The sequence below is a fragment of the Kitasatospora phosalacinea genome, assembly GCF_030268885.1.
Classification (GTDB): Bacteria; Actinomycetota; Actinomycetes; order Streptomycetales; family Streptomycetaceae; genus Kitasatospora; species Kitasatospora phosalacinea_C.
This window is the reverse complement of sequence record NZ_BSSA01000006.1, coordinates 191,348-204,289: the sequence shown is the minus strand read 5'-3', so window position 1 is coordinate 204,289 and position 12,942 is coordinate 191,348. Positions and strand designations below refer to the sequence as shown.

General features: G+C 75.8%; 12 protein-coding genes. 6 read left to right on the top strand and 6 right to left on the bottom strand.

Going from position 1 to position 12,942, the window contains the following annotated elements; genetic code table 11:
* Window positions 1-61: 61 nt before the first annotated feature.
* Complete coding sequence (locus tag QSK52_RS11815) at window positions 62-928, bottom strand: ArsR/SmtB family transcription factor (RefSeq protein WP_285735926.1); 867 nt, start codon at window positions 926-928, stop codon at window positions 62-64.
* A 238-nt stretch (window positions 929-1,166) separates the two neighbouring features.
* On the opposite strand from QSK52_RS11815, the gene QSK52_RS11810 reads away from it, so the two are divergent.
* Window positions 1,167-2,624 (top strand): MFS transporter, encoded by a 1,458-nt coding sequence (locus QSK52_RS11810; protein ID WP_285735925.1) that lies wholly within the window; start codon window positions 1,167-1,169, stop codon window positions 2,622-2,624.
* On the opposite strand, the gene QSK52_RS11805 is transcribed toward QSK52_RS11810, so the two are convergent.
* Complete coding sequence (locus tag QSK52_RS11805) at window positions 2,606-2,953, bottom strand: winged helix-turn-helix transcriptional regulator (RefSeq protein WP_285735924.1); 348 nt, start codon at window positions 2,951-2,953, stop codon at window positions 2,606-2,608. The genes QSK52_RS11810 and QSK52_RS11805 overlap by 19 nt on opposite strands.
* A gap of 130 nt (window positions 2,954-3,083) precedes the next feature.
* Here QSK52_RS11805 and QSK52_RS11800 point away from each other — a divergent pair, with 130 nt between their 5' ends.
* Window positions 3,084-3,953 (top strand): NAD(P)H-binding protein, encoded by an 870-nt coding sequence (locus tag QSK52_RS11800; protein ID WP_285735923.1) that lies wholly within the window; start codon window positions 3,084-3,086, stop codon window positions 3,951-3,953.
* Window positions 3,954-4,045: 92 nt separating this feature from the next.
* On the opposite strand, the gene QSK52_RS11795 is transcribed toward QSK52_RS11800, so the two are convergent.
* The 3 genes from QSK52_RS11795 to QSK52_RS11785 form a co-directional block, all read right to left on the bottom strand.
* The gene (locus QSK52_RS11795) at window positions 4,046-4,645 is read right to left on the bottom strand and encodes a superoxide dismutase (protein WP_285735922.1); all 600 of its coding nucleotides are present in this window, start codon (window positions 4,643-4,645) and stop codon (window positions 4,046-4,048) included.
* A gap of 266 nt (window positions 4,646-4,911) precedes the next feature.
* Window positions 4,912-5,871: a siderophore-interacting protein gene (locus QSK52_RS11790; RefSeq protein WP_285735921.1), complete on the bottom strand. Its 960-nt coding sequence runs from the start codon at window positions 5,869-5,871 to the stop codon at window positions 4,912-4,914.
* A gap of 11 nt (window positions 5,872-5,882) precedes the next feature.
* Entirely contained in the window at window positions 5,883-6,926 is a 1,044-nt protein-coding gene (locus QSK52_RS11785; RefSeq protein ID WP_285735920.1) for an ABC transporter substrate-binding protein, read from the bottom strand.
* A gap of 324 nt (window positions 6,927-7,250) precedes the next feature.
* On the opposite strand from QSK52_RS11785, the gene QSK52_RS11780 reads away from it, so the two are divergent.
* From QSK52_RS11780 to QSK52_RS11765, 4 genes are all read left to right on the top strand, one after another.
* Window positions 7,251-8,210, top strand: coding sequence for a FecCD family ABC transporter permease (locus tag QSK52_RS11780; RefSeq protein WP_285736036.1), 960 nt, complete (start codon window positions 7,251-7,253; stop codon window positions 8,208-8,210).
* Window positions 8,207-9,232: a FecCD family ABC transporter permease gene (locus QSK52_RS11775; protein WP_285735919.1), complete on the top strand. Its 1,026-nt coding sequence runs from the start codon at window positions 8,207-8,209 to the stop codon at window positions 9,230-9,232. The genes QSK52_RS11780 and QSK52_RS11775 overlap by 4 nt, the downstream gene beginning before the upstream one ends.
* 86 nt (window positions 9,233-9,318) lie before the next feature.
* On the top strand, window positions 9,319-10,137 hold the full coding sequence (locus QSK52_RS11770) for an ABC transporter ATP-binding protein (RefSeq protein ID WP_285735918.1): 819 nt from the start codon (window positions 9,319-9,321) through the stop codon (window positions 10,135-10,137).
* Between the two features lie 80 nt (window positions 10,138-10,217).
* Window positions 10,218-10,442: a hypothetical protein gene (locus tag QSK52_RS11765; protein ID WP_285735917.1), complete on the top strand. Its 225-nt coding sequence runs from the start codon at window positions 10,218-10,220 to the stop codon at window positions 10,440-10,442.
* Between the two features lie 30 nt (window positions 10,443-10,472).
* Here QSK52_RS11765 and QSK52_RS11760 read toward each other — a convergent pair whose 3' ends face one another.
* Entirely contained in the window at window positions 10,473-12,827 is a 2,355-nt protein-coding gene (locus QSK52_RS11760; protein WP_285735916.1) for a lysylphosphatidylglycerol synthase transmembrane domain-containing protein, read from the bottom strand.
* Window positions 12,828-12,942 lie beyond the last annotated feature (115 nt).

The window sequence follows — 12,942 nt, the reverse complement described above, 5'->3', positions numbered from 1 at the left end:
ATCCGTTTGTTCGGAGGGTCCGGTCCGGCGGGTCCGGTTCGGTGGGTTCAGTCCGGCGGGTTCAGTCCGGTGGGTGGAGGCCGATCCAGTCGGCGAGGCCGGTGGTGCCGGACGGGGTGAGGTGGACGACGCGGGGGCTGGTGCCGTGCCGGAGCCAGCGGAGGGTGAGCAGGCGGGCGGTGAGAGCGGCTCCGGCGGCGCCGGCCAAGTGGTGCTGCTGCTCGCTCCAGTCGACGCAGTAGCGGACCAGCGGGCGACGCGGCGGGAGGGCGTCGAGGTCGATGCCGAGCTGGTGCAGGGCGGCCCGGCCGGACGGGGTGAGCCGGTAGTGGTGGTCGTGGCCGTAGCCGGAGGAGCGGTCGCGGACGGCGGTGGCGGGGCGGTGGGTGCCGTCGTGGCCGGTCAGCAGGCCGCGGTCGAGCAGGGTGCCCATCAGGGCGACGCCGAGCCGGCCCGCGAGGTGGTCGTAGCAGGTGCGGGAGCGACGCAGCGCACTGGTGGTCCTGCTCTCGCGCAGTGAGGTGATCGGCAGCGGGGGCGCGATCAGGGCGAGGGCCTCCAGGGCGTGGCCGACCTCGGGTCCGGACAGCCGGTAGAAGCGGTTGCGGCCGCTGCTGCGGACGGTGACCAGTCCGGCGTCGAGCAGCCGGGTCAGGTGGGCGCTGGCGGTGGGTGCGCCGATGCCCGCTTCGGCGGCGAGGACGGCACCGGTCAGGGCACGGCCGTCGCTGAGCGCCTTCAGGATCCGGGCCCGGGACGGGTCGGCGAGCAGCGCGGCGGCCCGGGCGACGTCGGGCTGGCCGGCGGCCTGGGCGGGAACCGGGCGGACGGGCGGGCCGAAGCGGGAGGAGGCGGGGACGGGGGGAGCGGGGGTGGCGGCGTTGGGGATGGCGTCGTCGGGGGTGGCAGGGCTGAGGGAGGCTGGCACAAGGTCAGCTTAGGGCGGGCACGGTTCGTTGGACGGCGAAGTGTTCCGTGTCGGGGATTGCCGCTCTTCTCGGAGCGGGCACGGTTCGCTGGACAGCGAAGTGTGGCGGGCGGAATCGCAGTCCTGCTCGCGGCGGGCACGGTTCGTTGGACCGCGAAGTGTGCTGGCGGGCCGCCGCTTCTCCGGAGGCGAGCACAGTTCGCCGGGCAGCGAAGTGTTCCGGCCCGAGACTGCCGTCATGACTTCCGTACCGCAGGTGCTCGCGTCCCCCGTCAGGCCGCCGGTGGAGCGGCTCGTGCTGCCGCCGCTGGTCGCGTTGAGCCTGGGGCACTTCCTGGTGATGCTCGACGTGACGGTGGTGAACGTGGCGGGGCCGGGGGTGCGGGCCTCGTTGGGGGTGGGGGCGGCAGGGCTGCAGTGGGTGGTGGACGGGTACAGCACGGTGTTCGCGGGGCTGCTGTTGCTCGGTGGGGGGCTCGGTGACCGGTTCGGGCACCGGAGGCTGTACCTGGCGGGGCTGGGGTCGTTCGCGGTGGCGTCGGCGGGGTGCGCGGCGGCTCCGTCGGGGGCGGTGCTGGTGGGGGCCCGGTTCGGGCAGGGGGCGGGGGCGGCGCTGCTGGTGCCGGCGTCGTTCGCGCTGCTGCGGGCGGCGTATCCGGACGGAGCGTTGCGGGCTCGGGCGGTGGGGGTGTGGGGGCTGGTCTCGGCGGTGGCGTTCGGGGCCGGGCCCGCGGTGGGCGGGCTCCTGGTCGCCGGGCTGGGCTGGCGGTGGGTGTTCTGGGTGAACCTGCCGGTCGCAGTGCTGGGAGCGGTGCTGACCTGCCGGTACGTCCGCCCGTCGGTGGCAGGACGGCCGGGCCGGTCGGGGCGGCGGGGTGACCCGGCGGGCCAACTGCTGGGTGTGGCCGGGCTGGTGGCCCTGGTCGGCGGAGTGAACGAGGCGGGCGCGCGGGGCTGGGGCTCGCCGTGGGTGCTGGCGGCCTTCGGGGTGGGGGCGGTGGCACTGGCCGGGTTCGTCCGGGTGGAGTGGTGGTTGGAGCGGCGCTCGGCGGCGGGTCGGGGCGGCCGGGCGCCGCTGCTGCCGCCCGCGCTGCTGCGGGACGGGCGGCTCGCCGCGGTGGACGTCGTCGGTCTGCTGCTCAGTCTGGGTTACTACGGGATGCTGTACGTACTGACGCTGCACTTCCAACTGGTGCGCGGATACGGGTCGTTGGGTGCCGGGCTGGCGCTGCTGCCCTCGGTGGGGATGGGCCTGCTCGCGGCCCCGCTGTCGAGTCGGCTGGCGGCCCGGTACGGCCCCTACCCGCCGATGGCGGGGGCGCTGGGGCTGGGGGCGGCCGGGTTCCTGGGCTGGCTGGTGGCGGGGCCGGAGACGCCCTACCCGGTGCTGCTGTTCGCGCTGGCGGCGACCGGCCTGGCGACGCCGGTGACCGTGGTCGCGGCCACCGTCGCGGTGTTGGAGGCGGCCCCGTCGGCCGTGGCGGGGACGGCTTCGGCGGTGTTCAACGTCTCGCGTCAGGTGGGCAGTTCGCTCGGCGTGGCGCTGTTCGGCACCCTGACGGGCGGCCTGGGCCCGGTGCGTGGGCTGCACGCCTCGGCACTGGTCGCGGCGGGTGCCTTCCTGTGCGGAGCGGTGCTCGCGGGGCGAGTGCTGCGGCAGGGGCGGCGGTCGAGGTCTCAGTCGGCGGCGTCGTAGGCGCGGCGGGCGGCTTCGACGGCGGGCAGGTGCCGGTCCTGCCAGGCGGTGAGGGCGGTGAAGAGCGGGGCGAGGCTGCGGCCGAGCGGGGTGATCGCGTACTCGACCCGGGGCGGGATCTCGGGGTGGTACGTGCGGGTGACCAGGCCGTGGCGTTCGAGGTGGCGCAGGCGTTCGGTGAGCGTCTTGGGGCTGATGTCGCCGATGTGGCGCTGCAGTTGGCTGAAGCGGAGCGGGCCGCGGTGGTCGAGGTTCCACAGGACGGGGGTGGTCCAGCGGCTGTGGACGAGGTCGACGGCGGCGGCGACGGGGCAGGGGCGGGGCGGCACGGGGGCTCCTCGGGTAGCGGCTTTCGTCTGGGTACCTAGTGTCCTCGGGGTGCTAGCTTCGCGGTGGCGAACGCCCGGACGGTGCGGGTGTTGCCTCAACTGGCATGAAATAAAAGGGAGTTGTTGGCAGATGATCGTGGTGGTGGGGGCGACCGGGAACGTCGGTCGGCCGCTGGTCGCGGAGTTGGCGGCGGCGGGGGAGCAGGTGGTCGCGCTCTCCCGGAGCGTGACGGCCGAGGAACTGCCGGACGGGGTGCGCCCGGTCCGGGCGGACCTGGCGGATTTCGCCGGGCTGCGGTCGGCGCTGGCGGGTGCGCGGGCCCTGTTCCTCATGCTGGCGCCGGAGTTGAACGCGCCGGGGGCGCCGGCCGCGGAGCTGCTGGAGGTGGTCGCGGCGGCGGGGGTGCGCCGGGTGGTGCTGCTCTCCTCGCTGATCACCGCGACCCGGCCCGCGGAGCGCTGGCACGGACGGATGGGCGAGTTCGAGGCGGCGGTGCGCGGTAGCGGCCTGCCGTGGACGGTGCTGCGGCCGGGCCCGTTCGCGTCCAACACCTTCGCCTGGGCGGAGTCGGTGCGCGCCCGGCGTACGGTGTTCGCACCGTTCGGCGGGGTCGCGATGCCGGTGCTGGACCCGGCGGACGTGGCGGCCGTCGCGGCGGCGGCACTGCGCTCCGGGGAAGGGGACGGGGACGCCGCGGACGAGCACGTGGGCCGGGTGTACGCGCTGACCGGCCCGGAGGCCGTCACCCCGCGCCGCCAGGCCGAGCTGTTGGGCGAACTCCTCGGTGAGAAGGTCGAGTTCGTGGAGCAGAGCCGCGAGCAGGCGTACGCCCACCTGGTGCGGTTCATGCCGCCGCAGGTCGCCGACGGCACGCTGGAGGTGCTGGGCGCGCCGCTGCCCGAGGAGTCCGCGGTCCGGCCGGACGTCGAGCGGGTGCTGGGCCGTCCGGCGCGGACGTTCGCCGACTGGGCGGCGGGGGCGCTGTCGGCCTTCCGCTGAGCCCTCGGGTGGGGCGGCCCCCGGCGGCCCCCGGCGGCCCCCGGCGTGGCTCGGCGTGACGCCCCACCCGGGGCCGGAGACCGCCGGGCCCGTCAGCCCTGGGTGGCGGCGTAACGGGCGCTGACGTCCTGCCAGTTGACGACGTCCCAGAGGCGGGTGACGTAGTCGGGGCGGACGTTGCGGTACTGCAGGTAGTAGGCGTGCTCCCAGGCGTCGAAGGCGAGCAGCGGGACGCTGCCCTGGCCGACGTTGCCGTGGTGGTCGTAGACCTGCTCGACGATCAGGCGCTTGCCGAGCGGCTCCCAGGAGAGGATGCCCCAGCCGGAGCCCTGGACGCCGACGGTGGCGGCGGTGAGCTGCTGCCGGAAGGCGTCGAAGCTGCCGAAGTGCTCGGTGATGGCGTCGGCGAGGGCGCCGTCGGGGCGGTCGCCGCCGTCGGGGGAGAGGTTCTCCCAGAACAGCGAGTGCAGGACGTGGCCGGAGAGGTGGAAGGCCAGGGTCTTCTGCAGGCCGACCAAGGCGCCGAACTGCTCCTTGTCGCGGGCCTCGGCGAGCTGGTCGAGGGTCGAGTTGGCGCCGTTGACGTACGCCAAGTGGTGCTTGGAGTGGTGCAGTTCGAGGATCTCAGCGGACATCGCCCGCTCCAGGGCGGAGTAGTCGTACGGCAGGTCAGGCAGCGTGTAGGCACCCATGGCGGAGCAGCCCTTCTCGTTCGACGGAGGGTCAGTTGCGAGTGACACCTTATTGCACATAACTTGCAGAAGCGATGATGGGTCATTAAGGCTCGGTGTCGTCACATGGCCCCCGGTGGCCCCGGATGGCTTCGGATGGCCCCGTGTCACCGCACGGCGTCGCCGTACGCCGGTCGCCGTACGCCGGTCGACGCTCGCCGGTCGCCGCACGGCGAAGGCCCGCCCGGGAACGGGAACCCGGGCGGGCCTTCGCGGCGGAGCGGGAGTCAGGACGGCTCGGCGTACGCCTCCTCGCGCAGCCGGTCCTCGGACGCGCCGCGCCGCCAGTAGCCGGAGAAGGTCACCGCCCGCCGGTCGACGCCGCGCTCGCGCACCAGGTGCCGACGCAGTTCCTTGACGGTGCCGGACTCCCCGGCGATCCACGCGTACGGGGCGCCGTCGGGCAGTTCGGCCGCCCGCAGGGCGGGCAGCAGGCCGGAGGGGGCGCCGGGGGCGCGGACCAGCCAGGTGAGCTCGACGCCGTCGGGGGCGGGCAGGTCCTGGATGTCGGCGGCGTGCGGCACCTCGATCCAGACCAGTGCGCGGGTGCCGGTCGGCAGCCACTCCAGGATGCCGCCGACCGCGGGCAGCGCCGTCTCGTCGGCCAGCAGCAGCACGAAGTCGGCGTCCGCGGGCGGCCGGAAGGACACCGAGCGGTTGTCGGCGACGGTCGGGCCGAGCAGCACCACCCGCGCGCCGGGCACCGCCGCGGCGGCCCAGGCGGCGGCCGGTCCGGCGGGCGGTCCGGTGACCGGTCCGGAGGCCGGCCCGGCGGGCGGGCGGCCGTCCGAGGCGGTGCCGACGCTCGCACCGCCGGTGCCGGTGCCGGTGCCGGAACCGCCCGTCCCGACCCCGTGCAGCGCGAAGTCGACGTCGACCTCCGGCGGTTGACCGTCACCGCCCCGCTGCGCGCGGATCGTGTAGGAGCGCATCACGGCCCGCTCGTCCGCCGGGATCGCCCGCCAGGCGGCGAACCAGCCCTCGCCCTCCCGGTACGGGAGGTTCGGCTCGTCCTGGCCGGGCTGCGGCAGGAACAGCGAGAAGGACTGGTCGCGCCCGCCGCTCGCGAACGAGCGCAGCGCCTCGCCGCCGAAGGTGACCCGCAGCACGGTCGGGCCGAGCCGACGGGTGCGCACCACCCGGGCGGGGAAGAAGTCGTACTCCTGGACCGGAGCCCGGTCGGTCATCGGACGGCCCTTCAGCTCAGCTTGCGGGACTTCTGGATCGCGGCGGTCAGCCGCTCGACCAGCGGGGCGAACCCGGCGTACGAGAAGCGCGGCACCGCGTCCCAGGGGGTGATCTGTCCGGCCTTGACGGCGGGCAGCTGGCCCCAGGAGGGCTTGGCGGCCAGGTCCTTGGGCTGGAGGGCGGTGGAGCGCTGGTCGAGCAGCAGCAGGTCGGCCGGGTACTTGCCGGCGTTCTCCCAGCTCAGGCCCTCGTAGTAGTCGCCGCCGTCGGTCTTCTCCGGCTGGACGAACTCGACGCCCAGTTCGGCGAAGTAGATCAGGTCGCAGGAGATCTTCGGGTTGGAGACGTAGAACAGGTCGGCGCTGCCGGAGCAGGCCATCACCTTGACGCCGCCCGCCGCCTTGACGGCCTGCCGCAGCTCCTCGGAGGCCTTCTCGAAGCGGGCCTTGGCGTCGACCACCTTCGCCGCCCCGAGGTCGGCGCCCAGCGACTCGGCGAGCCTGGCGTAGTGCTCGATCGGCTGGGTGATGGTGACCCGGCCGGTGGAGACCAGGGCCTGCGGGGCCAGCTGCAGGATCTTGTCCTTGGACTCGTCCGGCACGTACCAGTACGCGCCCGGGTCGTACATGTGGGTCACCAGCAGCTCGGGGCGCAGCGCCGCGTACTTCTCGATCGAGAACTCGCCCCAGGCGTTGCCGATGATCTCGATCCTGTTCACGTCGAGGCTGCCGGCCTGCGGGTCGGCCTTGCCGTCGGCGGCCTTGGTCTCGCCGAAGACGCCGACCAGTTGCCGGTCCAGGCCGAAGTCGGCGAGCGCGGCGGCGGCGCCGGTGAAGGCGACCACCCGGGTGGGGGTGGTCTTCGCGGTGACGGTCTGCGGACGGTCGTCGGTGAAGGTCCACGGGCCGCCGGCCGCGGCGTCCCCGGAGCCGGACCCCGACCCGCCGGACGCCTTGTCGCCGGAGGAGCCGCAGGCGGCGAGCACCGCGCCGAGGGCGGTGGCTCCGCCCGCGGCGAGCAGGCCGCGGCGGGTCAGGCGGGGGGAAGGCGACATGGCGGTACCTCGGTTCGGGCGCTTCGGGGCAGGGGGGAGCGGCACGTCGACGGGAGTGCCGGGGTGCGGCACCCGGCGGCGGCCGCCGGGCGTACGTAGGTTAACCTAACCTAAGTTGCGGCACGGAGAGCCCCCCCGGGGCCCGCCGACCCGTCCCCCGACCGATCCGGAGCACCCTTGAGCACCACCGGCTCCCTCCCGATACCCGGCCCGGACACCGGTACGGGCCCAGGCCCCGGCCGTGACCCGGGCCCCGGCCGTGACCCGGGCCCCGGCGCCGTCACTGCCGCCACCGCCCGCCGCGGCCCGGCCCGCGCCCTCGGCCTGACCGCCGGACTGCTCGTGCTGCTCGTCGTCCTGGTGCTCAGCCTCGGCCTCGGCGCCAAGCAGTTGGGCCCCGCCGAGGTCTGGCACGGACTCCTCGACCCGGACGCCCCCGGCTACACCGTCGTCCACCGGATGCGCCTGCCCCGCACCCTGCTCGGGCTGCTCGCGGGCACCGCGCTCGGCCTGGCCGGCGGCGTCATGCAGGCCCTCACCCGCAACCCGCTCGCCGACCCCGGCCTGCTCGGCATCAACGCGGGCGCCTCCGCGGCCGTCGCCACCGCCGTCGCCCTGCTCGGCGTCACCTCCTTCACCGGCTACGTCTGGTGGGCGCTGGCCGGCGCCGCCCTGGTCTCCGTCCTGGTGTACGCGGTCGGCGGCGGCCGCGGCGCCACCCCCGCCCGGCTCGCCCTGGCCGGGGCCGCGCTCAACGCGACCCTGTACTCGTACGTCAGCGCCGTGATGCTGCTGGACACCGCCTCGCTCGACAGGATGCGCTTCTGGACGGTCGGCTCGCTCGCCGGCGCCCAGTCCTCCACCGTGCTCGGCATCCTGCCGTTCGTCGCGGTCGGCGCCCTGCTCGCGCTCGGCCTGGCCCGCCCGCTGAACGCGCTCGCGCTCGGCGACGACGCCGCCCGGGCGCTGGGGGCCCGCCCGGCCGCGGTCCGCGCCGCCGCGATCGCCGCCGTCACCCTGCTGTGCGGGGCGGCCACCGCGGCGTGCGGCCCGATCGTCTTCGTCGGCCTGATGGTCCCGCACCTGGTCCGCGCCCTCACCGGCCCCGACCTGCGCTGGCTGCTGCCGTACTGCGCGGTCCTGGCCCCCGTCCTGCTGCTCGGCGCGGACGTCCTGGGCCGCGTCCTGGGCCGTCCCGGCGAGTTGCAGGTCGGCATCGTCACGGCCGTCCTCGGCGGCCCGTTCTTCCTGTACTTCGCACGACGGGGGAAGGCCCGCGCATGAAGACCCTGAGGGTGGCCCGGTTCTCGGTGCGGTACCGGCCGCGGGCGCTGGCCGTGTGCACGGGGACGCTGGCGGTCGCGGCGGCGGTCGCGGTGCTGGCGCTCGGGCGCGGCGACTACCCGATCGCGCCCGGCGAGGTGGTGCGGGCGCTGCTGGGCAACGGCGGCGCGGCCGAGGACTTCGTGGTCAACCAGCTGCGGCTGCCCCGGGTCGTCACCGCGCTGCTGGTCGGCGCGGCGCTGGCGCTCGCCGGGGCGCTCTTCCAGACGCTGGTGCGCAACCCGCTGGGCAGCCCGGACGTCCTCGGCTTCACCCAGGGCGCGGCCACCGGCGCGCTGCTGGTGGTGGTCGCGGGCGGGTCGAGCGCCGCGCTGGCGGGCGGCGCGGTCGCGGGCGGGCTGGTCACCGGCGCGCTGATCCACGCGCTGGCCTGGCGCGGCGGCGTGCAGGGCGCCCGGCTGGTGCTGGTCGGCATCGGGACGGCCGCGATCCTCACCGGCGTCAACGGCTACCTGCTGACCCGCACCCAGCTGATGGACGCCGCCCGCGCGGTGCTCTGGCTGACCGGCAGCCTGGACGGCCGCGGCTGGGAGCAGGCCCGTCCGCTGGCGCTCGCGCTGGCCGTGCTCGTCCCGCTGGTGCTGCTGGCCTGCGGGCCCGCGCTGCGCGCCCTGGAGCTGGGCGACGACGCGGCGAGCGGCCTGGGCGTGCACCCCGAGCGGCTGCGGACGGTGCTGCTGGGCGCGGCCGTGCTGCTCGCCTCGCTGGCCGCGGCGGCCGCCGGGCCGGTCAACTTCCTGGCCCTGACCGCCCCCCAGCTGGCCCGCCGGATCACCCGCTCACCGGGCCCGAACCTGGCCGCGTCGATGTGCACCGGCGCCGCACTGCTGGTCACCGCCGACTTCGCCGCCCAACACCTGTTCGGCGAACGCCAGTTGCCGGTCGGCGTGGTCACCGGTGTCCTCGGCGGCGGCTACCTGCTCTGGCTGCTCGCCACCCAGCGCCGGGCCGGGCGCCTGTGAACGCCCCCGGCCCCTCCGGGAAGAACGCCCCCGGCCCCTCCGAGAACCCGTCCACGTCCGTCCCGCCGTCCCGAACGGAGCCCCCGATGGCCCAGACCGAGCCGCGCCTGGCCGGGCGCGACCTGACCCTCGCCTACGACAGGCGCACCATCGCCGAGGGCCTGACCGTCGACGTCCCCGACCGCTCCTTCACCGTGGTGGTCGGCCCGAACGCCTGCGGCAAGTCCACCCTGCTGCGCGCACTGTCCCGCACCCTCAAGCCGGTCGCCGGGCAGGTGCTGCTGGACGGGCGGTCGATCGCCACGCTGCCCGCCAAGCAGGTGGCCCGCACCCTGGGCCTGCTCCCGCAGTCCTCGATCGCCCCGGACGGCATCACCGTCGCCGAACTGGTCTCCCGCGGCCGCTACCCGCACCAGGGCGTGCTGCGCCAGTGGTCCACCGAGGACGAGCGGGTGGTCGCCGAGGCGATGGCCGACACCGGCGTCGCGGAACTCGCCGACCGGCCGGTGGACGAGCTCTCCGGCGGCCAGCGCCAGCGGGTCTGGATCGCCATGGCGCTGGCCCAGCAGACCCCGCTGCTGCTGCTCGACGAGCCCACCACCTACCTGGACATCGCGCACCAGGTCGAGGTCCTCGACCTGTGCGCCCGCCTGCACCGGGAGCAGGGCCGCACCCTGGTCGCCGTCCTGCACGACCTCAACCAGGCCGCCCGCTACGCCACCCACCTGGTCGCGCTGCGCGACGGGAAGCTGGTCGCCGCCGGGCCGCCCGGGGAGGTGGTCACCGCCGAACTCGTCGAGGAGGTCTTCCGGCTGCCCTGCCGGGTCATCCCCGACCCCGAGACCGGCACCCCCCTGGTCGTCCCGGCCGCGAACCGCCGGGCCCCCGCCTCCGCCGGGGCCTGAAGCCGGCGGGGAACGGCCGGATGCGAGACCCGCCGCCGGAAAGGCTCGGGTTCGCGCCGGATCGGTCGGATACTGGCGCTATGCGTGCCAATGCGGAGAACCCGGAGTTTCCCGAGGACGACGACGAGCAGTCCCCGACCGTGCTGGAGGCCGCCGACGAGGAGCGGGCGGCGGTCGAGCCGGAGGTGGACGACCTGGAGGTGTTGCGGCAGCAGCGCGAGCGGGGCAGCGATCCCGCGGACGAGGGCGACGCGGTGGAGCAGGTCCGGGAGGTCGCCCTGGAGGACGAGGACTACCGCGAGTAGCCGTCCGCCGGGCCGGGCCGCCTCCGCCGGTCAGATCGCCTCGCGGCGCTTGAGCCAGGCGAAGGCGGCCCAGCCCGGCAGCACCGGCAGGACGAAAGTCAGCAGCCGGAACAGCATCACCGAGGCCCGCGCGCTGTCGTCGTCGAGGCCGCTGGTCAGGGTCAGCAGGGTGGACATCAGCACCTCCACCCCGCCCACGCCGCCGGGGGACGGCACCACGTTGCCCGCCCCGTTGCCCGCCAGGAAGGTCATCGCGACGGCGTCGAAGCCGGGGTACTGGCCGACCGCGCGGGTGCAGCAGTACAGGCAGGCCACGAAGCACATCGACACCAGGAGCTGTCCGGCCACGCCGGTGGCGAGCCGGCCGGGGCGCTGGGCCAGGTCGAGCAGCCGGGGCAGCACCTCGGCGCGCAGCGGCCGCAGCAGGGTCTGGGCGCGCCGCCGCAGCGAGGGCACCGCGGCGACCGACACCGCGACGACGGCGGCGACCGCACCGGCCAGCCAGAGCACCCAGCCGCTGGGCAGGGCGGAGCCCTCGCCGTCGACCGCGGTGGTGTCCACGCCGACCAGGGCGCTGAACACGGCGAGCTGCAGCATGTGCAGCACCAGGCCGAACAGCTGGCTGACGCCGATGCTGGACATCGCCTGCGCGGTGGGGATGCCCGCGCACTGCAGGTAGCGGGTGTTCAGGGCGAGCCCGCCGACGCCGCCGGGGGCGGCCACCTTGACGAAGGAGCCGGCCACCTGGGTGGCCAGGGTGGGGCGGAAGGACAGCTTCTCGGGGACGAAGCCGCTGAACGCGAAGGTCGCCACCGGGTAGCTGACCGCGGACCAGAGCGCCGCGCCGGCCAGCCACAGCGGGTCGGCCCCGGAGATCACCGCCACCGGGTTGGGGAACTGCAGCAGTGCGTACCCGACCGCGACGCAGGCGAGGACGGTGAGCAGGGTGCGCGGCCGCAGCCGTTCCAGCCGGACGGGCACGGCGGTGGCCTGCGGCATCCGGCGCTGCACCTCGGCGCGCAGGTCGGCGGTCAGCTCCTTGTGCCGGGCGAGGGCGTCCCGGGTGCCGCGGGCCAGTGCGATCGGCTGCAGCAGCGGCAGCGCGGCGCCGACCGGCCCGGGGCCGAGCACCTCGATCGCGGCGCGCACCGCCCGCTGCGGCCCGGCGTGCAGGGCGAGGACGGCGAGCAGCCCGGCGACGTCCAGGCGCAGCAGCAGGTCGCTCGCGGCGATCTCGCCGCGGGCCAGCCCGACCAGGTGGACCCGGCCCTCGGCGTCCAGCAGCACGGTGCTCGGGGAGAGTGAGCGGTGGGCGATCCGGCGGCGCTGCAGCAGCGCCAACTGCTGCCAGGCGTCCCGTAGTTCGGCGTCGGTGGGGCCGACGTCCGGGCCGTCGGGGCTCGCGGGCAGTTCCTCGAAGAGTTCGCCGAACGGCCGGGCGTCGATCCGCCGGTAGGCGACCAGGGCGCTGTCCGGGCCGAGTTCGACCACCGCGACGGGGGTGCGGGTGCGGGCCCCGGCGGCGGTCGCGGCGTGGCCGAGCAGGGTCTGGTGCTCCAGCCCGGCGCGCAGCGGGCCCAGGCCGAGCGGGCGGGGCGCGGTGCGCAGCCGCAGCGCCAGCCACAGGTGGCCGAGCAGTCCGCTGGCCTGCGCGTACCGGTCGAGCAGGTGGACGTCCAGTTCGGGGCGGCCGTCGCGCTGGGTGACCAGGTAGCGGCTGGGGCCGAGGGCCAGCACCGCGCCGGGGCGGACGCCGGTGCCGGCCAGGGCGGCGGCGATCTGCTCCTCGCTGGGGGAGCCGACGGGCTCGCCGACGGCGTACCGGGCGGCGTGCGCGACCGTCCAGCCGAGCAGCAGCGCCAGCACCACCGACAGCGGCGTGGCGTAGCCGGTGACCAGCCCGGACAGGGCGGACAGGGCGAGCGTGACGGCCAGCGCGGTGCGCCAGCGGCGCCGTCCGGCGGTGTCGAGGGCGGTCATGAAGGCCAGCACCGGCGCGAGGTGCCCGTACACCGGGTCGGTGCGGCCGGGGCCGGCGGGCAGCGGGTGGGTGAGCGCGGTGAGGCTGCCCGCGAGCAGGTCGAGGCCGAGCGAGAGCCCGTACGCGAGGACGGCGGCCAGCACGCCGTCGGCGATCCGGCGGCCGCCCCCGCGCAGCACCCGGTCGACGGCGAAGCCGAGCGGGACGGTGAGCAGCGCGGCGCCGCACAGTGCGGCGGTGAGCTTGGCGGGCGGCCAGGGCAGCAGGTCGACGCCGCGGGACACGTCGCTGTCCAGGCCGAGCGCGGAGGAGCGGGCGTACCCGGCCAGCAGCAGCACCAGCAGGATCCAGCACGCCCCGGCGACCGTCCGGATCAGCGCGGCGGGGTGCCGGACGCGGTCCACCCGCCGGGTCCGGGTCCGGTGCGGGGGCGTCCGGGACTCCCGGGATTCGTCGGCTTGTATCACCGTGGCCACGCGGCATGGTCCCACACCGCCGGGACCGCGACCGGGCCGTTCC